Annotated in this window: 19 protein-coding genes and 1 pseudogene; 4 read left to right on the forward strand and 16 right to left on the reverse strand. The window is 41.0% G+C overall.

Annotated features, from left to right (window positions below; all coding sequences use genetic code 11):
- Positions 1-17 precede the first annotated feature (17 nt).
- The 3 genes from BMZ58_RS05430 to BMZ58_RS05440 are packed head-to-tail and all read right to left on the reverse strand — an operon-like array spanning position 18 to position 3120.
- Positions 18-944, reverse strand: coding sequence for a class II fructose-bisphosphate aldolase (locus BMZ58_RS05430; protein ID WP_075035531.1), 927 nt, complete (start codon positions 942-944; stop codon positions 18-20).
- A 20-nt stretch (positions 945-964) separates the two neighbouring features.
- On the reverse strand, positions 965-2455 hold the full coding sequence (locus BMZ58_RS05435) for an FGGY-family carbohydrate kinase (RefSeq protein ID WP_075035532.1): 1491 nt from the start codon (positions 2453-2455) through the stop codon (positions 965-967).
- A complete protein-coding gene (locus BMZ58_RS05440; RefSeq protein WP_075035533.1) occupies positions 2452-3120 on the reverse strand; it encodes an aspartate/glutamate racemase family protein in 669 nt (222 codons plus the stop codon). The genes BMZ58_RS05435 and BMZ58_RS05440 overlap by 4 nt, the downstream gene beginning before the upstream one ends.
- A 240-nt stretch (positions 3121-3360) precedes the next feature.
- Here BMZ58_RS05440 and BMZ58_RS05445 point away from each other — a divergent pair, with 240 nt between their 5' ends.
- The 3 genes from BMZ58_RS05445 to betC all read left to right on the forward strand — a co-directional run bounded on the left by BMZ58_RS05445 (position 3361) and on the right by betC (position 7367).
- Positions 3361-3855: a GNAT family N-acetyltransferase gene (locus tag BMZ58_RS05445; protein ID WP_075035534.1), complete on the forward strand. Its 495-nt coding sequence runs from the start codon at positions 3361-3363 to the stop codon at positions 3853-3855.
- 14 nt (positions 3856-3869) lie between these two features.
- Positions 3870-5756 carry a beta-N-acetylhexosaminidase gene (locus tag BMZ58_RS05450; RefSeq protein WP_075035535.1) on the forward strand — a complete coding sequence of 629 codons (1887 nt, stop codon included), beginning with the start codon at positions 3870-3872 and terminating at the stop codon, positions 5754-5756.
- A gap of 147 nt (positions 5757-5903) precedes the next feature.
- On the forward strand, positions 5904-7367 hold the full coding sequence (gene betC, locus BMZ58_RS05455) for a choline-sulfatase (protein ID WP_075035536.1): 1464 nt from the start codon (positions 5904-5906) through the stop codon (positions 7365-7367).
- A gap of 148 nt (positions 7368-7515) precedes the next feature.
- Here the strand turns inward: betC and BMZ58_RS20995 are convergent, their stop codons facing one another.
- From BMZ58_RS20995 to rpiB, 9 genes and pseudogenes are all read right to left on the reverse strand, one after another.
- On the reverse strand, positions 7516-7785 hold the full coding sequence (locus BMZ58_RS20995) for an immunoglobulin-like domain-containing protein (RefSeq protein ID WP_167360029.1): 270 nt from the start codon (positions 7783-7785) through the stop codon (positions 7516-7518).
- Positions 7776-8324 (reverse strand): hypothetical protein, encoded by a 549-nt coding sequence (locus BMZ58_RS05460; RefSeq protein WP_075035537.1) that lies wholly within the window; start codon positions 8322-8324, stop codon positions 7776-7778. The genes BMZ58_RS20995 and BMZ58_RS05460 overlap by 10 nt, the downstream gene beginning before the upstream one ends.
- A gap of 14 nt (positions 8325-8338) precedes the next feature.
- A complete protein-coding gene (locus BMZ58_RS05465) occupies positions 8339-8926 on the reverse strand; it encodes a hypothetical protein (protein ID WP_075035538.1) in 588 nt (195 codons plus the stop codon).
- A gap of 152 nt (positions 8927-9078) precedes the next feature.
- On the reverse strand, positions 9079-9999 hold the full coding sequence (locus BMZ58_RS05470; RefSeq protein WP_075035539.1) for an AEC family transporter: 921 nt from the start codon (positions 9997-9999) through the stop codon (positions 9079-9081).
- 246 nt (positions 10000-10245) lie between these two features.
- Positions 10246-12759 carry a bifunctional 2',3'-cyclic-nucleotide 2'-phosphodiesterase/3'-nucleotidase gene (locus BMZ58_RS05475; protein WP_075035642.1) on the reverse strand — a complete coding sequence of 838 codons (2514 nt, stop codon included), beginning with the start codon at positions 12757-12759 and terminating at the stop codon, positions 10246-10248.
- A 491-nt stretch (positions 12760-13250) separates the two neighbouring features.
- Positions 13251-15216 (reverse strand): annotated as a pseudogene (gene tkt, locus BMZ58_RS05480) (transketolase).
- A gap of 66 nt (positions 15217-15282) precedes the next feature.
- Positions 15283-15927 carry a fructose-6-phosphate aldolase gene (gene fsa / locus BMZ58_RS05485; RefSeq protein WP_075035540.1) on the reverse strand — a complete coding sequence of 215 codons (645 nt, stop codon included), beginning with the start codon at positions 15925-15927 and terminating at the stop codon, positions 15283-15285.
- A 26-nt stretch (positions 15928-15953) separates the two neighbouring features.
- Complete coding sequence (gene glpX / locus BMZ58_RS05490) at positions 15954-16904, reverse strand: class II fructose-bisphosphatase (protein WP_075035541.1); 951 nt, start codon at positions 16902-16904, stop codon at positions 15954-15956.
- An 18-nt stretch (positions 16905-16922) separates the two neighbouring features.
- Positions 16923-17402: a ribose 5-phosphate isomerase B gene (gene rpiB, locus BMZ58_RS05495; RefSeq protein ID WP_075035542.1), complete on the reverse strand. Its 480-nt coding sequence runs from the start codon at positions 17400-17402 to the stop codon at positions 16923-16925.
- Positions 17403-17692: 290 nt separating this feature from the next.
- Between rpiB and BMZ58_RS05500 the strand changes: the two genes are divergently transcribed.
- Entirely contained in the window at positions 17693-18487 is a 795-nt protein-coding gene (locus BMZ58_RS05500) for a DeoR/GlpR family DNA-binding transcription regulator (RefSeq protein WP_075035543.1), read from the forward strand.
- Positions 18488-18919: 432 nt separating this feature from the next.
- Here the strand turns inward: BMZ58_RS05500 and BMZ58_RS05505 are convergent, their stop codons facing one another.
- The 4 genes from BMZ58_RS05505 to BMZ58_RS05520 form a co-directional block, all read right to left on the reverse strand.
- Entirely contained in the window at positions 18920-19930 is a 1011-nt protein-coding gene (locus tag BMZ58_RS05505; RefSeq protein ID WP_075035544.1) for a C-terminal binding protein, read from the reverse strand.
- Positions 19931-19950: 20 nt separating this feature from the next.
- The gene (locus tag BMZ58_RS05510) at positions 19951-20850 is read right to left on the reverse strand and encodes a sugar phosphate isomerase/epimerase family protein (RefSeq protein WP_075035545.1); all 900 of its coding nucleotides are present in this window, start codon (positions 20848-20850) and stop codon (positions 19951-19953) included.
- 5 nt (positions 20851-20855) lie between these two features.
- On the reverse strand, positions 20856-21677 hold the full coding sequence (locus BMZ58_RS05515) for a sugar phosphate isomerase/epimerase family protein (RefSeq protein WP_075035546.1): 822 nt from the start codon (positions 21675-21677) through the stop codon (positions 20856-20858).
- Between the two features lie 131 nt (positions 21678-21808).
- A complete protein-coding gene (locus tag BMZ58_RS05520; protein WP_075035547.1) occupies positions 21809-23191 on the reverse strand; it encodes a GntP family permease in 1383 nt (460 codons plus the stop codon).
- Between the last annotated feature and the right edge of the window lie 64 nt (positions 23192-23255).

A 23255-nucleotide genomic window follows, 5' to 3' on the forward strand; every position in this document is an offset into this window, starting at 1 on the left:
TACCCTCCAGTAAATGATTACGATTTATAGGAAAACTTTTCTGCCTGTTGGGCACTGTGAAGAAAATTTTCAATTTTATCAATGACAGTTTCTTCTACTGCTCCTTGAGCACGATTTTTTTCTTCAGCAGACAAAGCTTTACATTCCTGATTGGTCATTCTCTCTTCACGGTTAAGCTCTTTTAATAGACTCAACTCTAAATCTGTAGCGATGTTCACTTTGCTGATGCCTCCGCCTTCGAGCTTCATGGCACCCTGCATCATCTCTGCAGGCACCCCAGAGCCGCCGTGTAGGACAAGGTGTACAGAAGTAAGCTTGCGAATCGCCCGCAGCCGCTCCAAATCGACCTTCGGCTGCCTTGTCATATATACCCCGTGGGCCGTTCCCACAGATACAGCCAGCGCATCTGCCTGCGTTTCATTGACAAAGGTCAAGGCTTCTTCAGGGTCCGTATAGAGCTCTTCATCTTTATCTGTTTCCACAAAATCGGTTGTGCCGATTTGCCCGAGCTCCGCTTCTACAGACACCCCTTTAGAGTGGGCATATGCAGCTGCTTCTTTACTGATGGCGATATTCTGCTCCAACGGGTGCTCGGATGCATCGATCATAACAGAGGTAAAACCTGCCTCAATCGCTTCTTTTATTACCTCCAAGTCTTTGGTGTGGTCAAGGTGCAGGACAACCGGAACCGTGGTTTCCTCTTCTTCCAGTGATTTGTAAAATTTTTCCCCGAATTCGGCCGGCGTTATATGATAACGGTTTAGTTCCTTCTGAGAGATTTGTACAATGATCGGAGAACGTGTTCTTTCTCCCGCCCGGAGAATAGCTGGAATCATATCGGTATAACGAGCGGCGAAGGATCCGATGGCATACCCTCCTTTTTCCGCTTGCTCCAGAGCTTTTTTCAATGTAACCACGTTTTTAAAGTCCACTTTCTTCGTCAAATGACTCACTCCATTTCCATTTATGATTGACTTGCATAGTAATCCCGCAAAGGACCTTGAAGAGGAAGATACCCCTCTGTAAAAATTTCAGAATAACGCTGGTGCAGGTGCTTATCAGGTGAAACTTGTCTGTGCTCTGCTTTGCCCACTACCCGGATAATTTCATCCGGACTAGAATAAATGCCAGCACCAAGCCCCGCAACTAAAGCAGCTCCTAATAGAGTAACTTCAGCTGTTTGAGGAATGAAAAACTCACGATTCGTTACATTCGCTTTAATATCCATCCACTCTTGGTTCTTCGTTCCGCCACCTACACTGACAAGCTTTTTAATATTTCCAAGCCCCATATCTTCCGCTGCCTCAATCATCGATCGAAGTTCATAAACCGTTCCTTCCAGCAAAGCTTTATATATATCACCTTTTTGATGAGAATCCTTTAATCCTATAAATGCCGCCCTGACTCTTGGATCAGGCTTGGGCGCTCCGCTGCCTGCTAAATAGGGGTAATATAAAATCCCGGTCGGCTCTCTGGGTGCATCCTTTAACAAATCATTCATAGCTTTATAGGATAAAAGCTCGTCTGAAGAATATTGCTTTCTCAACCACTCAACCGAACCTCCGGATGACTGAATACTACCCAGCCAAAAAAAGTAGGAGGGGAGAACGTGACAACCAAAACTAAATCCGGACTCAAAATCACTTTTTCCTAGTTTTCTCTCTTTGGTGGATCCAAGCAGAGTTTCCGCTGTTCCCATGGAATTCAGTGTAGTTTCCGATTCGACCACTCCTGCAGCGAGCATCGTACAAACGTGATCATGGCCTGAAACCGCTACAGGAATCCCGTCTTCAAGTAACCCTGAAAGTCCTTCGGTGTACCCAGTAGTAGTCCCACTCGGTTCGGCTTTTGGAAATATGGAAACGGGCAATTGAAAATGTTTGATCAGTTGCTCATTCCATTCTTTGTCGTCAATTCCAAAAGCGTAAGTTCTCGCTGCGAGCGTATAATCTGTACCGATTTCACCAGTTAACTTATAGACAATGTAATCAGATGCAGACAGCCATACAAGATCCGGGTGTATTTCCGCCCCATTCTGCTTCAGCCATAAAATCTTTGCCAGTCCATGCTTGTAGCTGTTATGCAGTCCGGTTTTTTTGAACTGCTCGAAGGAATCGATCTCTCTTCCGATCCAGTCGGATACTTCCTCGGTCCGGCGATCGAACCATGGAATCATATCCGACACACACTCACCTGTGTGACGATTAACAAGCAAGCCGCTCTCAGCCATGCTGGTCACACCGATGGAGACGATATCTTCTTCCATTTCCTTAGCGACTTTCTCAATAGCATCCATCACGGTCTGCCATAGCTCTTCAGGGTCGTAATAGGTATTCCCTTTTTCGTCTATATGTGACTTCGTTGGATGGATAGACAAATGAACAAGCGAACCATCAAAATGGAATATTCCCGTTTTAATATGGGTAGTACCTATATCAATACCGAGAAGACTCATCCTTTTACCCTTTCAAGCGTTTCCTGGAGTCTCTCCACACCAGATTCTGGACTGGACAAAAATTTATCCTGCTTATGTTCTGGTAATCGGGAAACAACTCTAGCCATCGAAGCTTGAGCTAACACGACAACATCCACTTCATCGGCGAAGGTTGAGAGAGCGTCGGCTAACACCTCATCATGTCCTTCTTGATCCCCCGCTGTCAGCCGCTTATACGCTTCATCGACCAGATTCTCAAATATCTCTACTTCTTTATTTCGCTTTGAAGCTGTTTGTTCCAGCAAATTTTTTGTCGGATTCAGTGTTGTAAACAACGTAGCCGTGACACCGATTTTGCTGCCTGATTGAATAGCCTTTTCAGCCATTGCTTCATCGATTCGGATTACGGGAATGGACACCTTCTGCTTCATTTCCTCCACCAACTCCCCGACAGATGAACAGGCGTTTAAAATGATATCCGCCCCTGTTTCCTCAGCAAACGCAGCGTATTGTAACAACCTATAAGAGACCTGCTTAACTTCCCCATTACTTTCTATTAATTGGGGGAGGATCGTGTCATCTACAAAATTATGAACCTTACAGTCTGTAATTTTTTCTTCTACCAGCTTTTTAAGAGGCTCCACTGTAACAGGGGTAGTATGAAGAATCGCTACTCTTGTACTCATATAACAAAGGCTCCTTTATCGTTATTTTGTATTTTTGTGTTTTTTAGAGGGTTTTTGTGTTGTTTTAATTATGTAACAACAAAATCCACACGTCAATGAAATGGCAGAATTTTTTCATATTTATGAATTATTTAGCGTGTTGCTCTATACTCTGCCTAAAAAAGTTGATAAAGTAAAAAACAACGAAAGCCGATTTGTTTTTGTGTGGGATTATGGATTCTAATATAGGGAGGAAATCAAATGGACGCAGATTTATTAGTCAAACTGTATGATTTAGAAAAGTATGACCACCATCACATAAACACCTTAAATATATTAATAGAAGAAGGGATAACTATTAAGCGCCCTCTTTCATTAGACCGTAAAGAACTTACTGATTACGTACATCATCAATTCAATGAATATTGGGCAAATGAGGCACAAAGCGTTTTCACAGATTATCCTGTATCCTGTTTTATTGCTGTCAAGGATCAACAGGTTATTGGTTTTGCCTGCTACGATGCGACTGCCAAAGGCTTTTTTGGACCTGTGGGAGTTTCAGAGCCATACCGAGGAAAAGGTATCGGGGAGGTTCTGACTCGGGAATGCCTGCTTGCAATGCGGGAAGCAGGTTACGCCTATACCATCATCGGCTGGGTCGCTGATGAAACGATTCCTTATTATGAACAAAAGTTTAATGCCCAGGTGATCGAGGATTCTCACCCTGGTATCTACGGCAGAATGATAAAAAAATAAGGAGGGGTTATGATATGCAGTTGAACTTTAAAGGAAATACTGCCCACTTGGAAACCGGTCTATCCATTTTGTGTGAGGAGCTCGGGATTGATGTGCATAATAACGGATTACCTATCCAAATTATCCAGCATAACGGTCCCATTGAAATCTCTTGTGAAGACGGTGAGGGACAGATTAAATATGAAAAGCCCATTCATTTCTTTCGAGCTTTAGGGCTGTGGGTGGAAGCTTATCAGGCGCACCAGACCTTTTTCAAACGTGAATTCCCACAATTTGAAATGAACGGGGTGATGATTGATGTATCAAGGAATGCTGTATTGAAAGTCGATCAACTTCACCTCATTCTCCGAAAAATGGCATGGATGGGTCTGGATACAGTGATGCTTTATTCGGAAGATACATACGAGGTAAAAGAATACCCCTACTTCGGTTACATGCGCGGCAGATACACCGAAGATGAATTAAAAGCTTTTGACGACTATGCTTATCATTTTGGCATCGAGGTCATCCCGTGTATACAGACACTCGCTCACCTGAAGGAAGCTTTGAAATGGAATGATACAACGCATATTCGCGATACGGACGATATTCTTCTGGTCGGGGAAAAGGAGACCTATCGTTTTATTAAAGCCATGATCCATGCAGCCAGCCGACCTTTCCGTTCTTCCCGCATCCATATTGGAATGGACGAAGCCCACTCCCTTGGTCTTGGTAAATATTTAGAGAGAAACGGCTACCAGGATCGTTTCTCTATCATGAACTCCCACTTGCAGCAAGTAGTCGAGATTACGGAGCAGTTAGAGCTTAAACCTATGATTTGGAGTGATATGTACTTTAGGCTCGGTTCTAAAAACGGGAGTTATTATGATCTTGATTCCATTATCCCATCCTCTGTACTGGAGTCCATCCCTCAAGGCCTGCATCTTGTGTACTGGGACTATTACCATACCGACCAGTCCTTTTATGAGCAATTTATAGAAAAACATAAATCCCTCGGAACTGAGGATCCGATTTTTGCAGGTGGGGTGTGGACGTGGAATGGTATCGCGCCTAATTATGGACTTGCCATGACGACCACTCATGCAGCCCTCAAGGCTTGTAAGAATAAAGGGGTGAAAGAGGTATTTGCCACGATGTGGGGGGATAACGGCGCAGAAACACCTATTCAGTCTGCACTTGCCGCTCTGCAGCTATTCGCTGAGCATGGTTACAATGAAGAAGTCGATCAAACCCGTCTGGAGGAACGCTTTCACTTTTGTACGGGAGGTAGGTGGGAAGACTTTTATCTTCTGAATGCGTTTGACGAGACTCCCGGGGTCATGGAAAATAACCTGAAAGAAGCGCATCCCTCAAAATTTTTACTCTGGCAGGATGTGTTGCTTGGTCTATATGATGCCAACATAGAAGGCCTGAGTCTGAATAATCATTATAGCCAGCTTGCTGAACGCCTCCAAACCGCAGTTGATAGAAACTCACAGTGGAAGCCATTATTTGAATTTTATCTATCACTAGCTAATACACTGCGTTTGAAAGCGGAGTTTGGCATTGAATTAAAACAAGCATATGACGAAAAGAATGTGAAAAAGTTGAAGACATTGAAATGCGAGCTTAACACCTTGTTATCAAGAGTGGATGAACAAAGATGCAAACACAGAAAGCTATGGTTCCTAACTAATAAACCTTTTGGCTGGGAAGTGCTCGACATCCGTTACGGTGGTGTAATTGCACGGCTGAAGACTGCCGAACACCGCTTAGAATCCTGGTTGGAAGGATCAGTAGATAAAATAGAAGAGTTGGAAGAAGAACGACTCTACCATGACGCACCATGGAAGATGCCTGAAGGAACACTTGGTCGCAACGCCTATCATAGAATCGTTACCGCCTCAGGTTTATCGGAATAATAAGGAAGGTGTAAACAATCAAACTATAAAACTGTTAAATAGAGGTCCCCTTCCCCAATTAAACAACCTGAAATTTAATTCATTACCAAAACCTAATATAGTCAAGGGTTGGGACCTAAACTAAAATACATTAGGAGGAAAAAATATATGCAACCACAAGGAGAAAAAAATCCAAACATTGTCTTGATTATGGCTGATCAACTTGCCCCAGACGTCATTAGCGCATTGGGGCATCCCTCAGTCCAAACACCTAATATAGACAAGCTTGTGGAAAAAGGCGTAACGTTCGACAATGCCTATTGCAATTCACCTATTTGTGCCCCTTCCAGAGCTTCATTCATTAGCGGGCAGCATGTGAGCAGTATTGATGTATTTGATAACGGCTCAGAGTTTTCTTCGGATACCCCCACCTTTTTACATCATTTGCGAAAAAGTGGCTATGAGACGGTTCTTGCTGGGAAAATGCATTTTATAGGACCGGATCAATTTCATGGCTTTGAGAAGCGAATAACTGACGAAATTCACACTCCAGATTTTGACTTGACGCCAGATTGGTCGAAAGGAGTATATCACAACCCGGGTACTGGGGTTAAACGCTTGAAGAAAGCAGGAGTTGAGGAGCTTAATAATAATATTGATTATGATGAAAAGGTCATTCACCGGACTTTAGAACAAATCAGAACCTTTAAACGAACAGAGGATCAACGCCCTTTCTTTTTATGCTCATCCTTTTTCCACCCGCATGACCCGTTTGTCATAACTGAGGAATATTGGAACAGGTATGAAGGTTGTGATATCCCTATGCCTGCAGTTCCAGAAGAAGCTCCTGAAGATATGCATCCTTTTAATCTATGGATCCAAAAACACCACGAACGCGATATTTGTGAACTAACAGAGGAGGAAATTTATAATAACCGGAGAGCTTATTATGGAATGGTCACCTATTTTGATCATAAAGTTGGTCAAATCATCCATGAACTAGAACGCTTAGATATGATGGATAACACAATAATCATGGTAACGAGCGATCACGGGGAGATGCTCGGCGAACATGGAATGTGGTTTAAGCGTACATTTTATGATCCAGCCGCTAAGGTTCCTTTGGTTATATCCAAACCCGATCAGTTTCTTCAAAATCAAAGAGCTTCTCAAGTGGTCTCCCTTGTTGATCTGGCAGCGACAATCCTGGACCTTGCTGATGTGGAAGATAAGGAAGGATTAACAGCAGAGATGGATGGGGATAGCTTTGCTTCCATGTTAAGAGAAGAGGAAATTAAGGATTGGAAGAATGAAGCGATTTGTGAATATTACGGGGAAGGACCAGTCAAGCCCATGATCATGATTAGAAAAGATTCTTACAAGTATGTGGAGGTTCTTGATGAGGCCCCCTTACTGTTTGATGTAGAAGCAGATCCCCTCGAAATCAATAACTTGTCAGAACAGGAAGAGTTTCAACCACTAATCGACATTTTCCAACAGCGTATTGAAAAGCAATTCGACCTTGAAAGTATCCACCGAAAAATTTTAAAGAACCAAAAAAATCGATTGTTTATAGCGGATGCCTTAAATACTGGCTATAAAACTTCTTGGGATCATAATACAAAAGATTAGTGGGAGCTTAACAAATTTCTGTAACTAGTTTTCGGGCTTCTCTTACATATGGAGTCTACCTTTATTCCCAGAGGTAGACTCTTTTTTCTGTTTATTACTGTTAGTTTATCTATATCTGTCCGGTTTCCTCAATCTTGCAAAATAAAAATCATTCAATCTCAAACTCTACTCCCAAAGTCGCTTCTAGATCGGTATTTTGCGCACCAAACGACTTGATAATCCTGTACTTTCCTGGCTCCAAATCCCACCTGCTCAAATCTATCTCCTGTGTATAAGTCTTATCAGGATGAAGAGAGTATCCGATTGATTCGAAGGCCATGTCTCCAATAGCATCCTTCCAGTTATTGTTGGTAAACTTCTGCAAATTAAAGGGCTTGCCGAACTCGAGGATGGTTGGTCCCCAGTTATCTACATGCACTTCCAATGTGTATTTTTGGAGAAGCTAGAATGATCGACATACATCCTGGCATTCATTTCTTCTTTAGGAACATAATAGATAACAACATCTGTATCGAGAACCTGTTCCCCGTCACCTAAAATTTCCTGGCTATACGTATAAAGGACGCCCGTTTTCTCTGGCAGCTCACCAGACAGTTTTTCTCCATTTTCGAGAACCTTCTCTTCCACCAGTTCAACCTTACCCAAATCCTCCGTTCGTTCAACAAGCTGGACTCTGGCTGTCTGGTCTGGAAAAGCTTCATATGAACCAACGTTCTCCCCTGGCTTTTTCATAAAGAGAGTGTTGTGTGTAAATAACCCTTTGAAGAATTCCCCTGTAAATGCCTCATACTCTGTCTGTTCATAAATCTCTTCCGCCGTCCAATCCCTGTAATCTGGTAATTGGGACTGGTCGTTCGGCTCACCGATTTGATGAGGGATACTAGAAGAACCTGCTGTAGGTCCCTCAGAACAACCTATCATCACCGACAGAAGCAACAGTCCCAGGATATTTTTCATAACCAACCTCCTGACTAGTCCCGGCCTCTAACCACAATCCCATTCATTTCTCGTTCAACATCTTTTACGTAATCGACCCAATAATCACGATCGAAGTCCTTACGCTCCTTATTCGGAACAGATTCATATTTTTCGAATACGCTGTACATTCCATCGTTGAAAACTAAAACTTCCTGGAAAAAATCAAGTTGCTCTTCATTCAGTTCTTTACTACTCCCATCGTTTTTGCTATCCATGTCTTCCAGGGTATAAATAATTTCAGAAATTTGCTCAAAGAAATGATTCCAATTGACCTCCTGTCCTTCCAACTGTTCTGCCATATTGGATAAACTTTGAAAATGCTCCCTTACATTCCAATAAGTCGATTTTAGGATAGAAAGCGTTTCATTACTTATTTCTTCTTTCTCTATCGATTCTTTAATAATTCCATTCATTGAATAAAAAGTATAATCTTCATCCAGCAAAATTGATGCAGGTGTATATTCCGCCCCTTCCACGAATTGATGATAGGAATTGAGTTTCATATGTAAGGTTCCTGCATAAATAGCCAGGCCTGCAACTAAAAGAATGAAAGCTATATTCTTTATTTTCTTCTTATCCATGCGCTCCCACCTAACTGATAATTATTATATGTATAGTTCTTTTCTTTCAATAAAGATAGAGAAAATGCGCGAACCAATTTTACCTCTTTCCTCTCTACACGATGAGGAACCATACCTTCTTTTAATTCGGCAGATAAGCACAAAAGATTAAATCAAAACAAAATTTGAGCAGCATAGATCGTCATCGTAACCGTTCCCATACTAAAAACAGTCGAAGCTAACACAATTTGAGCGGCTAAATCCGGCTCACTGCGGTATTCCTGGGCGATGATCGCGCTGTTCACGGAACTTGGCATCCCTGAGGAAATCAACAGAGCCTGAGCCAGGATTCCGTCAAACCCTAAAATCCAAATAAGCACGAAAGCCAAAGCAGGCCCAAGCAGCAACCGGATGAATAGACTGATATAAACGACCACCAGTTTTAATTGGATGGTAAGCTGGGCCACTTGGGCGCCTAGTGTAATCAAAGCGATTCCTATCATGGCGTCCGCTACATACTCCCCAGGTTTCAGGATGAACTCCGGCACGTCTACGTTCCCCACGTTCAAGAGAATCCCGATTGTCATCGCATAGATGGCTGGCATCTTCAAGAGACCAATCATTGCCCTTGCTTTCCCTTCATCCACTGCTCGTAAAGAAAAAACACCATATGTATAAGAAAACACATTCTGCAAGGTCATCACGATGACTTGGATTGTCGCAGCGAAGGGATCTTGTTTGAATGCCAAGTCATTGACCGGAATTCCGTAGTTCCCCGAGTTATATAACAACACACTATTTGTAAAGACTCCTCGGACTCCTTTGTTATACCTTCCAACCCATGCGACCAACTGGACGACGATATAAAGCAGAACAATGAATAAAGAAAAGAACAACAGGACCTTTCCCAGTAAGTCGAGGGAAAAGGAAGAATGATAGAGATTCACCAGCACAAATCCCGGGCTCAAAAAATAGATATTGAGTTTGGCTAAGGTGAAGAGGTCCAGTTTGAATGTTTTGTGCAATACCGCTCCTACCCCTATCAAGAGGAACACAGGAACGATAATATTGAGAAATATAAAAAGAATTTCCATGAATGAAATACCCTCCCTTCTGTAAAAGCGATTGACTTTTCTTATCTTTACGCTCCTAATACATATATTGGTAGTCTATCATATTTATAGTTTCCATTCTTTCCATAAAATAGAGAAAAACACGATCAGGTTCCTGCTATCCAGTTACACATCACCGCACAAGCTATCCTTTAGTTCTCTTACGCAGCGGGGGTCAGGCACTAAAAAAAGAGGAAGAACACGTAGTGGTTCTCCCTCTTTCGTTATTTATCGCAAGCGATAAACGACCGTAGCCGCTTCCGCTCGACTTGCAGTTCCTTTTGGTGCAAATTTATTCCCGGGGACTCCAATCATGAGATCAAGCTCATAAGCAGCGGTCACTTCATCAACAAAACCGATACGGATTTGATTTTGATCTTCATACGGCACATCACCGGACGGATCGTAGTCTTCGCCGGCTTTATATTCGTAAGCCCGGACAACCATCGCTGCCATCTGTTCACGATTAATCAGAGCGTCAGGATTGAAGCGGTCGGATGAAACACCATTTACGATACCATTCTCAAAGGCTGCTGCCACTTCTTCCTGATATTTTTCCGGAACGTCTTCAAAAGGACTTTCTCCTTTTGCTGTTAATCCTAATTCTCTTGTCAGCAACATTGCGAATTGAACACGAGTCAATTTGTCCTCAGGTCCGAAGTCACCATTCGGATAACCCTTGATGACCCCATCTGCTGCCAATGCGCTAATCTTATCCGCAACCCAATGGTCTTCTGGTACATCAGGGAAAGATACGTTTTGCTCTGTATTTGTCAAATCAATCGAATACTGAGCGAAACCATCGGATTGAGTCTCAAGATAAGTGATGTTCTCTTCCTTTTCGGCATACTCCTGTCCTTCAGGAGAGGAGCGGAATGTCAAAGTGACATCTTCTTCAATCGGAGCAAAAGACCAGTTACCATCTGCTTGTGGATTGATCGTTCCATTATCACGGATATAATTAACAAGCACTTGGCGGTTTTCATCAGGGGATTCAATCACAACATTGTCCCCATCTGGATTAGCAAATTTGGATGAAGCACGGTAGTTGTTTGTTGCTACTAAAAATTCCTGATCAAGATCGATCGGTTCACCATTGAATTCCACGTTTTTGATACGATTGCTATCATTGATTTTTTCACCTTCATTGTTGTAACGCGCTGGTTCTGTTACATCAATTTCATAAGTGAGTCCGTCAATGACATCAAAATTGTAGCTTGGGAAACCTGGCTCTGTGCTTGTATTTTCTTTCACCAACTGTTGAGCTTCCTCTGCTCCTGGGTCAATCTGATTGAATTGACCTGCACTCCACTCGAGCCATTCGATGACTTCAGCTCCATTTATTTTCGTAGCTCTTACTGTATTCGGATACTTGTAAAGCGATGTCGTGTCTTTTATCGCTAAACCACCCTCAGGAATGTCGGTGTAATCACTGACACCGTCGCGGCCTGCTTTGAATGGCGCGGCTGCGGAAAGTACCGGCAATCCTTCCAACTCTGTGCCTTGAATATACTTTTCAATATAACTCTTCTGCGCATCGTTGACGATTTGAACGGTTGGATCATCCAGCACCTGGGAAAAGTAGCTGTACAATGGTGTTTCTGTCTCCCCGACAGGAGTCGCTACATAATCCTTCGTACCTTCATGATCATGCTGAACAACATCGACAACCTCTTGATCCGGTTCAACCAATGATTCGCCTGTTTCAGAATCATAGATTGGACGTGCTTCTGAATGTCCATCAACGACATCCCATTCCCCATCTGTTTTTTCCAGCTGTAAATCGATGATTCCTAAGTCAGAACCCCAAAAACCTGCCTGAGTTGTAGGAACACCATTAATGGTACCTGTACTCAAATCAATATTATGCTTACCATTAAGGGAAGCGTAATCCTGACTTGGGAAAGTTTGGTGAGAGTGCCCGAATAACAAGGCATCAAAACCTTTGACTGTAGAAAGCTGATAAGTCTGGTTTTCCGCTCTTTCTACATATTCATCCGTCGAACCAAGACCAGAGTGAGCAATCCCGACAATTACATCAGCACCGTCTTCCTTCATTTTCGGAAGGAATTTTTCCGCTGTTTCTTTCAGATCACGAGTAGTCACATGCCCTTCCAACTTGTCCTGATCCCATGTCATGATTTGCGGTGGGACGAAACCGATAACTCCTACTTTGATTGTATGTGTCTCTCCGTCCTGGTCCACTACCTCGCGATCAAGGATGACATAGGGGTCGAAATAGTTCTCCTCACTATCCGCTTTATACACATTCGCATTCACATATGGGAATTCAGAACCTGAGATCGCCTGGTCCAGAAAATCCAGCCCATAGTTGAACTCATGATTTCCATAGTTCCCTGCATCGTAATCCAGAAGGTTCATCGCCTGGTAAACAGGGTGAATATTCCCTTCTTCATCAAGGATTTCTTTATCTACTACATAATCCGCCATCGGGTTTCCCTGAATCAAATCCCCGTTATCAAATAACATAGAGTTGGAAACTTCATCCCTTGCACTGTTGATCAGTGTCGCTGTATTGACGAGACCGACTGTGTCATCTTGCTCTCCGGAAAAATAGTCATAGTTCATCACATGGCTGTGCAAATCCGTCGTCTCCATCAATCGTAAATCGACGACATCCTCATCCGTATCCGCCATGACGGTCGAAGGCAATACCGCAGAGGCTGCCAGTCCGAATCCAAGTGCCGATCGCAGCCACCATTGCTTTTGATTCTTTCTCACTCTCACATCTCCCTCTCCTATTGTTTTTTTATGTAATATCTTGATGCTTCTCCTCTTATTTTACCACCTTATGAAAATAATTGTATGCCTTTACATATTATTAATAATTAGAGCTTTTTTGTGGTACCTGACCCCATAGCCCGTCAACTTAAGAAAATAGATACGTTTGAGGGGACCAGTGGGATAGTAGTTTTTCTGAGCGAAAGATAGAGTGGAAAAGAGCAACTTATTATAAATATCTTTATCGGTTATTTCGCCAGGTTAGCCATGCTTAACCTGGCTATGATTAAAGAAGACCACCTTCCTTCAATCATAAACACTCTTACATGTTAATAGGAACATATACTATTGCAAAGGGGCAAAAATGCTAACGCCAAGAGGATTAAACCCTTGATGTTCGCCATTATTCAGCACGATAATGCAGTGGGGTCAGACACCATAGCAACAAAAAGGGATTGAACCATTCCAACAGTTCAACCCCTTGCTACCTTCTAGTTTTCTAGTATTTTTTTCATTCTATCAACCACATTCTTTGTGGTGAATCCATACTTCTCTATTATTGTATTACCCGGAGCTGATGCCCCAAATTTATCAATCGATAGAACATCTCCTTCTTCTCCGATATACTCTCTCCAACCGAAAGATGATGCCATCTCGATTCCTAGTCTTGCTTTAATTGACTTAGGAAGTATTTTCTCCCTGTATTCTTGCGATTGAACCTGGAACTTATCCCAACTTGGCATGCTGACAACATTTACAAATATACCTTCTTTTTCAAGTTCTTTTTGCGCTTCGACGGCAAGCGCTACTTCAGAACCTGAAGCCAGCAATATACCTTGAGGTACGTCTGAAGATGTTTCGCTTACTATATAAGCACCTTTCTTAACACCTTCATAAGCTAATTTATTTGTATTTTCCAAAATCGGCAAGCCCTGTCTAGTCAAGACAAGCGCTGTAGGCTGGCTATTATTCTCTAACGCTAACCTCCAAGCAGCAGCAGTTTCATTTCCATCGGCAGGTCGAATGATAGACAAGCCAGGCATTGCACGTAAAGATGCTAATTGTTCTACTGGTTCATGTGTTGGTCCATCTTCCCCTACAGCAATACTATCATGTGTAAAAACATAGGTGACTGGTACCTCCATTAGGGCGGAAAGTCGAATGGCAGGTCTTAAGTAATCAGAGAATACGAAGAAAGTACCACCGAATACCTTAACTCCCCCATGCAAAGCCATACCATTCAATGCTGCTCCCATAGCAAATTCACGAACTCCAAACCAGATGTTCCTTCCACTATAGTTTCCTGCTGAATAGTCACTATCATCGTTTATTTTTGTTTTATTTGAACCCGCTAAATCGGCAGATCCACCGAGGAATGTAGAAACATTCCGTGCTACTCCATTTAATACTTTACCGGAAGCATCTCTAGTTGAAAGCTGATTATCTTCTGTAGTAAAGGAAGGTATCTCAGCATCCCAATCATCTGGAAGGGAATCTTTTATTGACTGACCCAGTTCTTTTGCTAATTGAGGATATGCCTATTCATACTTTTCAAAAAGGTCATTCCACTTCTGTTCTTTCTCCTGTGCCTCCTGGCGGAAGTTTTCCACATTGTTCTGAACTTCCTCAGGAATATGGAAAGGTTCCTCGTGTTCCCAACCATAAGCTTCTTTCACTATCTCTACTTCTTCTTCCCCTAATGGAGCACCGTGAGCAGCAGAAGTACCCCCCCTTGTTCGGAGAGCCGTAACCGATAACTGTCTTCACTTCGATCAAGGTAGGTTGCTGGTCGTTCCCTTTTGCCTCATTAATAGCTGCATTAACTTCATTTAAATCATTACCATCAGAAACCCTGATCACTTGCCAGCCATATGATTCATAGCGTGATGCCACATCCTCAGAGAAGGATTGGTCTAAATCCCCATCCAAAGAGATATCATTGGAATCATACAAAACAATTAATTTATCAAGTTTCAGATGTCCTGCTAAAGAGGCAGCTTCATGAGAGATTCCTTCCATGATGTCTCCATCTCCGCATAAGCTATAGGTATAATGGTCAATAACAGGAAAAGCGTCTCTATTAAACTTGGCGGCTAAATGATTTTCTGCCATAGCCATTCCTACAGCCATAGCAACTCCTTGACCTAGAGGACCTGTAGTAGCCTCTACACCTGGGGTATGGCCGTACTCCGGATGTCCAGGTGTTTTGCTTCCCCATTGACGGAAGTTTTTCAATTCTTCTACTGGTAAGTCATATCCAGTAAGATGAAGCAGACTGTAGAGTAGTGCAGAACCATGTCCAGCGGAAAGAATGAAACGATCTCTATTAAACCAGTTAGGGTTTGCCGGGTTATGATTCATGTGCTTCAACCATAATTCAGAGGCCATTGGGGCTGCTCCCATCGGGAGACCGGGATGCCCTGAACTAGCTTTTTCTATCATATTTATCGATAACATTCTTAAAGTGTTAGCTGTCAATAGATCAATATCCAGGTGTGTGATAGTCAACGTTAAACCTCCTTATTATTTCGGGACCTTTTCCCAATCTGCTAAAAACCGTTCAATTCCACTATCAGTAAGGGGATGGCTCCACAATTTCGGAAGTATAGAACCTGGTATAGTCGCTATATCTGCTCCTGCTGCTGCAGCTTGTTCCACATGGGAAATATTGCGTACACTCGCTGTAATGATTTTGGTATCAAACTCATAGTTATTTAATATACTTTTTAAGTTTTTCACCATCTCCAGTCCGTCTGTTCCAATATCATCTAAACGACCGACAAACGGGCTGATATAAGTAGCACCTGCTTTCGCTGCCATTAAACCTTGTGTTGCTGTAAAAATCAAGGTAACATTCGTTTTAATACCTTCTTTAGTTAATCGATTGACTGCTTCTAAACCTGCTTCAGTCATAGGAACCTTAACCACTACGTTCGGAGCCCATCCTGCGATCTCCAACGCTTCCTCTACCATTTTATCTGCAGTAAGTCCAATCACTTCTGCACTAACAGGTCCTTCAACAAGACTGCAAATCTCCTGGATAACGCTCTTGAAATCTCTGTTTTCTTTTGCAATAATCGTTGGGTTGGTAGTTACACCGTCGACCAAGCCAAGGCGACTGATTCTTTTTATTTCCTCTATATTTCCAGTGTCTAAGAAAAATTCCACTCTACTACCTCCTGTTTTTCAAATAATCACGCAATCCTATTTTTTAAATATAGACTTTCAATAAAGCGAAGTTGTTTATCTTCACCATTTAATAAGACGGAATTTACAAGATAATTGCCTTCTGGGGAAACTTTGATTCCATTTAATAAAATATTTTCTGTGATGCCTGTAGCAGCAAAAATACAATCATCAGAACTGACTAAATCATTGTGTCGGAGAGCAGTCTCAGGGTTAGCCAAGCCCATTTTTCTACACCTGTCAGCTTCTTCTTCGTTCCTTGGCAGCAACCTCGCCTGCATTTCTCCTCCCAAACACTTAATTCCAACCGCTGAAACCACGCCTTCAGGAGCACCGCCGATTCCAATAACCATATCCACGTTACCTATCTCTAAACATGTGGCAATAGAATAGGTTACATCGCCTTCACTAAATAAGTGAACTTTTCCACCTGCCTCGCGGATGGTATCAATATACCCTTTATGTCTATCTCGATCCTGCACATAAACATTTAACTCACTTAAACTTTTCCCATTCGCGGAAGCAACCGCCTTGATATTATCGATAAGCGGTGCATCTATATCTATTTTGCCTATAGCTTTAGGTCCCACAGCTATTTTTTCCATATACATATCAGGAGCATGAAGCAACGTCCCTTTGGGCGCCGCAGCTATTACTGCATTTGCGTTTCCTTGGCCATTAACTGTTGGAGTCGTCCCTTCGATAGGATCCACTGCAATATCGATTTTTGGTTCACTGCCATTACCAAGCTTTTCACCAATATACAGCATTGGTGCCTCATCTAATTCTCCTTCACCAATAACAACCGTCCCATTCATGTTTACTTGATTAAGCATTTCTCTCATGGCAGTAGTTGCAGCGTCGTCTGCGGAGTTTTTTTCCCCGGTCCCCACCCACGGTAAGGATGCCACAGCAGCAGCTTCAGTAACTTTCAGGAAATCTAACGATAATTTGTGCATTAGAAAGTTCCTCCTATTTTAATTATCGCTCCCGGTAACCTCTTGCAATGATTGTTTGACGAACTCTTTTTCTTTATCATTGATTTTATTCACTTTACGCTCAGATCCTTTTGCCCAATGGGAGGTCAAATAAGCTTCGACCACTTTTTTCCCAACTTCCGGTCCGATGATTTGAGCTCCCATCGTGAGAATCTGGGCATTGTTGCTTAATTGCGCTCTTTCAGCAGAGTAAGTATCATGACAAAGTGCGGCGCGGATTCCCGGATATTTACCTGCTGCAATAGCCACTCCTATGCCGGTTCCACAAATTAAAATCCCCCGATCTATTTTGCCTTCTGAGATGGCCTGAGCCACATCAAAGGCTACATCAGGATAATCCACTGCATTACAAGAATGACACCCATAATCCACGAGATCATACCCTTTATCAGCTAAAAACCCTCTAATTTCTTCTTTAAAATTAAATCCGTTATGGTCACTACCAATAGCAATTTTCATTTAAACTATCCCCTTCCGTTAATAAATCACCTTTTATTTCTTCACACTTATATCTTATTATATATTTTCGTTTGTTTCAATAATTATTTTCATTAACTTTCGTTTTATACTGTTTTTAAAAAATAAACGAAAGAACGAAGATTGGAATCACGGAAAAATGTGGGGGAATAATGGTTTTGAAAACCTACACAAGGTATTGTTTTGTGTGTACTTCTTTTATGTTTATTATCGTTTGATTTCGTGGTATAATGGTACTAAATTTCTGAATGAAGACGTTGAAGGTGATTAAGATGAGCAAAATGTTTGCTGCTGAACGAAGAAACTTAATTTTAGAGCTCCTAAACCAACAGAGTCGAATAACGGTTAGAAGCCTTTCTAAGTCGTTAAAAGTTTCTGAAGCTACCCTTAGGACTGACTTAAATGTCATGGAGGAAGAGGGATTGCTTACCCGCACCCATGGCGGAGCAGTACTGAATAAGGAAAGCTCCCAGGAAAACAGTTTCTCTGAAAGGGCCAAGAAAAATACGGAATATAAAATGGCTGTCGCAAAAAAAGCTGTTGAATTTATTCATTACAAAGATTGTGTGGTCCTTGACGCAAGTACGACAGCCTTGGAGTTGGCCCGCCTATTAAAACATACCGAATTGAGAATAACTGTAGTGACAAATGGTATTTCAGCTGCTTTGGAATTAAAAGAAAATCCAGATATTAATGTGATACTAATAGGAGGAATGGTTCGCAGAGGATCGATGGCCTTAGAAGGATTACTTGGAATAAATACACTAGAGAAAATAAATATAGATAAAATCTTCACCTCTGCCAGTGGTTTCACTATAAGCGAGGGGCTTACGGACTTTAATGTATATGAAGTAGAGTTGAAAAAGGTCCTGATCGAAAAAGCTTCCAAAGTGTTTGCGCTGTTAGATCATACAAAAATGGATAAGAGTTCTATCGCAAGTTTCGCTACGGCCGATCAAATCGATTACATTATTACAGACATGAATACTCCAGATCATCTACTGGATGATTTATACGAGAGAGATGTACAAGTTATAAAAGCTTCCAACATCCCTTCTCCTCAATAAAAAAGTATTCTAAGGATTAATGTGAACCTATGTATACGGGAAGAGAGCACCTTCAAGGTGTAAATTCCTTTACCTTTGAAGATGTTATTTCTTATGTATGTGACAAGAATGCAAATCAATCAAGCGCACCTTTCAATAATTAACGAATCCAATTAGAGGCTTTTTGCTCCATATTTTTGGTTATGTATGCGTAACTATTCATATTGGTGTTAATATTCTCGTGGTCTAATCCTTGTTGAGTCTCTTTAGTAACTACACCAGCCTCAATCAAAAGAGAGGTAGGGGATGTCTGAAAGGGTAAGGTCTTACCTTTTTCTACTATCTATTTAACTTAATAAGCGCAATACAAAAACTCAAAGCCCCCTTTTATATAAAAGGAGGCTTTATTAATGCATTTTCCATTTCCTCCCTACCGAAGATAAAGATTTTTCTTTAAAACGCATAACGTCCATCCATAACAAACGGCTTTAATTTTACTTTTTCTTTAACGTTTTTATTTACAAGGTATTTAGGATATTGTTTATGTACTAAAACATCTGTTATCCCTAACGCTGTTTTCGTGCGCATTTCAGCTGCAGATTCTTCCGAATACCCTGCCATATGTGGTGTAAGTATTATATTTTCCATTGTTAAAAATGGATGATTAGGTGCAATTGGCTCTGAATCTATAACGTCAAGACCGCCACCCGCGACAACCCCATTTTCTAATGCCTCAAGGAGCGCATCTTCTTCTATGACAGGGCCTCGTGCTGTATTGACAAGGTAGACACCCTTCTTCATCAAGCCAAATTGTTCCTTCCCTATCATCCCTCTAGTTGTATCATTGAGAGGGGCATGTACAGAAATTAGATCAGATATCTTACACAATTCTTCTAATGATACAAGAGTGACATTCCTTTCTTCAGCAATTTCTTCTGATAAAAAAGGGTCTGATACAATAACATTAATCCCTAGTACTTGTATCTTTTCTGCTAGTCTTCTAGGTATATTACCAAATCCCACCAGTCCGATTGTCAAAGTATTTAATCTACGGATCGGTTTCGAATGATTTACGTCCCAAGCACCATTTTTGACTTGTTGATTAGATGTGGTTATTTTACGCAAAAGACTCATAATTAAAGCAAGAGCATGATCAGATACTTCATCAACCCCGTAGTCTGGGACATTACCTATCAATATCCCCTTTTCTGTAGCAGCTTCTAAATCGATTGTATCCACCCCAACACCGTACCGAGTAATAACTTTGCATTTTGTTAAACTTTCAATAACCCTACGTGAAATGGGAGCATAAAGGTTAATAATTCCATCCGCATCATGACACGATTCAATTACTTCATCTTCTGTTTTGCATTGCATTTTTACAAGTTCAATATCTTGATGTTTAAGTTCGCTTTCTTCATAACGTAAGTCTTCGTATTCATGATCAGTTATTACTACTTTCATAGTACCCCACCTCTATGATTTTAGATTTTTACGAGGTTCAATGCCTGTTTTAATATCGACCTGAGTTCCTTTTCATTTTGGTAACAAGATTCTTTATCCCCTTTACCACGAACCTCAACAGCTACACGCAGTCCATTTGTTTGTTGAATCTTAAGTTCATTAGCTTTACGCAAAATCGCACTGATTCCCTCAATTGTTAAAAACCCCGGACTACCAATATCCATATGAAAATCACCATATAATTTACTGTGCTTATCTAGAACAGCATTTGAAAAATGGATCTGATGAATAAGTGAGTCCCCTTTTTCCATTGCTTCAAAAATATTCTCGCCATTAAGTGCCGCATGGGATGTATCAAATGCGATGCCGATATTTTCATGTTCTTCCTGTACCCTGTTAAGTAGTGTGATCGTTTCATCTGTTGTACCAATAATCCGCTTTTTATGCGCAAAACGATCAAGTGGTTCAATCAATAAATTCATTTCATACGTTTTTGCAGCTTCAGCTATATCACATAAGCTTTCATAAAGACCTTCTTTACCATCTTCACGATGGTCTGCGCCAGGGTCATCTCCTGTCACAATTGCAATATTTTTAGCACCGATCTCTGCAGAAGCAGACAAACTGTCTTTTATCCGGTTTACTGTTTCTAACCTTAGTCTTGAATCTAGTGAGGAAACATCTAAATTATTTTCTTCAATTAAAAATGTAAGCCATTGTGTTACCTCGATGTCCTTCTTTTCAGTTAATTCTAGAATACGTTTTCTTTCGGTCTTCTCAAAACCATCTCCTACCTCAATAGATTTATAGAAATCTTCCTCAATAATGCTTTCAATTACTTCTGCAGTAAAATTCTTCTCTCTTTTAAATGGGTGGAAGACTTCAGGTATTAATAAGGAAGGTTTAAATTCCACGCTCATAACAACTACTCTCCTTTAACAATCGGGGAGATATTTTTCTTTACATAATCGCCCAGTTCTTCAATTACTTTGCTTGTATCTTGTGTTTCTCCCGTTTCTTCTTCTAAAATGATCCAGCCATCATAGCCTCCATCTTTAAGAACATTTGCACATTTCAAGAAATCAATATCTCCTTCGCCCATTTTCATCCATTCATTATTCTTGGAAGCATCTTTAAAATGGACATGTTTAACCAATGGTAAGGCCTCTTTAATGATCTCAGCGGCTTCCATTCCACCAAATTCAATATGACCGGCATCTGGAGTGTAACCCATATACCTAGGGTCTAATCCATCAAAAAGGACATCATAGTCTTCTTTAAACCTCCAGTAAGAAGTTACATAAGATATCGGATGAAGAGATGTAACAATGCCATGTTCTTCAAGCGCTCGTTTTCCTAATTCGTTTGCACCTTTAATAATTTCTTTTTGCCTTTGATATAGATGCTCACGATTTTTTCCGACTCTAGAAGGGACATTCATAATCGCACCAGGGAAGTGTTTTAAGTACTCAAAATAATAATCTTCTAATTCTCTTTCTTTATCAGAGGGTTTACCACCTTCAAACGCATGGGGAATGGTTAATGCTGCTAGTTTAAGTCCTCTCTTATCAAGTTCTTCTTTAAATCGTTCGGGAGCATTATTGTATCTACCCAATAGAGAAATTTGCATATCTAAACCTGTAAATCCACCATGTTTAACATCATCCATAATTTTATCCATGATATCTGCTTCTACATCATAATCCAATACCCAAGTTGATCCTTGACATCCAAATTCCATTCGCATTTTCAAAGCCCTCCTGACTTTAACCTTTGTTAGTTTCAGATTAAGCCGATAAATAACAGATCCATCGTTCTCTGTTTGAAAGAACTTTATGGCATTAATAATAGAAGGTTCTCTTCAAAATTCTATAAATGTTACATTAAAAATAAACTAAAGATTAGACACATCACGAAACCTACGAATGAAATAATCGTTCCCACTACAGACCATGATTTCAGTGTATCTCCTACACTCATTCCAAAATAACGGTTAACCATCCAGAATCCAGAATCATTAACGTGTGGAGCAATAACAGCACCAGAAGCAATAGCGATAACAATTACAGCTAACATCGGTTCACTAATAGTCATCGTACTTATTATCGGAGCAACTATACTAGAAGAAGTAACCATCGCAACAGTTACCGAACCGACAGAAAGCCTTAACAATACTGCCGTCAGGAATGCAAATACGATTACTGGTAGTTGTGCTTTTTCCATTGTACTTGCTAACACATCCCCCACACCTGAAGCGACGAGCATTTCACCAAATATACCGCCAGCACCTGTAATCAGAATAATAATCCCTGCAGGTTCAAGCGATTTTGTGGTTATTCGTTGAATTTCTTCTCTCGAATACCCCCGTTTCGTTCCAAAAATATATAACGTTAACAACGTCGTGATAGTAAGGGCTGCGTAGGGATGCCCAATAAACACTAAAATATCCCTTATTACAGATCCTTCCTCTAACATAAAGGGGGCTAGAGTATTTAATAACATTAAAATTAGTGGTAACAAAATAATGGATAGAACACTGGTAAAGCTAGGCAATTCTTTTTGATTTTCATTTTCATTAGCCCTTTCTTCTAAATCAGCAATTGCAGCTGCTTGTTCACTCATTTCTTCTGATACAGAAACATGAATTTTTTTAGAGATAAAGCTTCCAAACAATGGACCTGCCAAAATCATTGCTAGAATTCCGATTATTAGACCAAATAAAATAACCCAACCTAAATCAGCTTCTAGAATTGATGCTACTGCAATCGGGCCTGGTGTAGGAGGAATCATCCCATGAGCTACGAGAAGTCCAGCCAATAACGGTACACCAAAGTATAGCAATGACTTTCCTGTTTTATTCGCTAAGGTGTACAATATAGGCATCAGAATAACTAGTGCTACATCAAGGAATATGGGAATAGAAATAACTAGACCAGCTATTCCGAGAGCCCATGATGATCTTTTCTCACCAAACTTATTTATCATAGATAATGCCAGTCGTTCTGCGCCACCAGATACTTTCAGAATTTCACCAAACATCGCCCCTAATCCAATGACGATCGCTATAAAAGCAACTGTTTCACCCATTCCTTTCTCAAAAGTTGCTATAAGATCTTTTGGTGACATTCCTACAGCTATACCGACCACAAAACTCACCAAAATAATAGCTAAAAACGCCTGAAGCTTAGCCTTCATTACGAGAAACAATAATGCAACTACTCCTAATACAGCTACTATAATCAACCACTCTGTTTCTCCCATATAGCTAGTACCCTCCTTAGTTTAATGAATAGAGATTAAATTTTGTTTTTGTTTTTAATCTCTA

The organism is Halobacillus dabanensis, from assembly GCF_900114165.1.
In the GTDB taxonomy this organism is placed as follows: Bacteria; Bacillota; Bacilli; order Bacillales; family Halobacillaceae; genus Halobacillus; species Halobacillus dabanensis.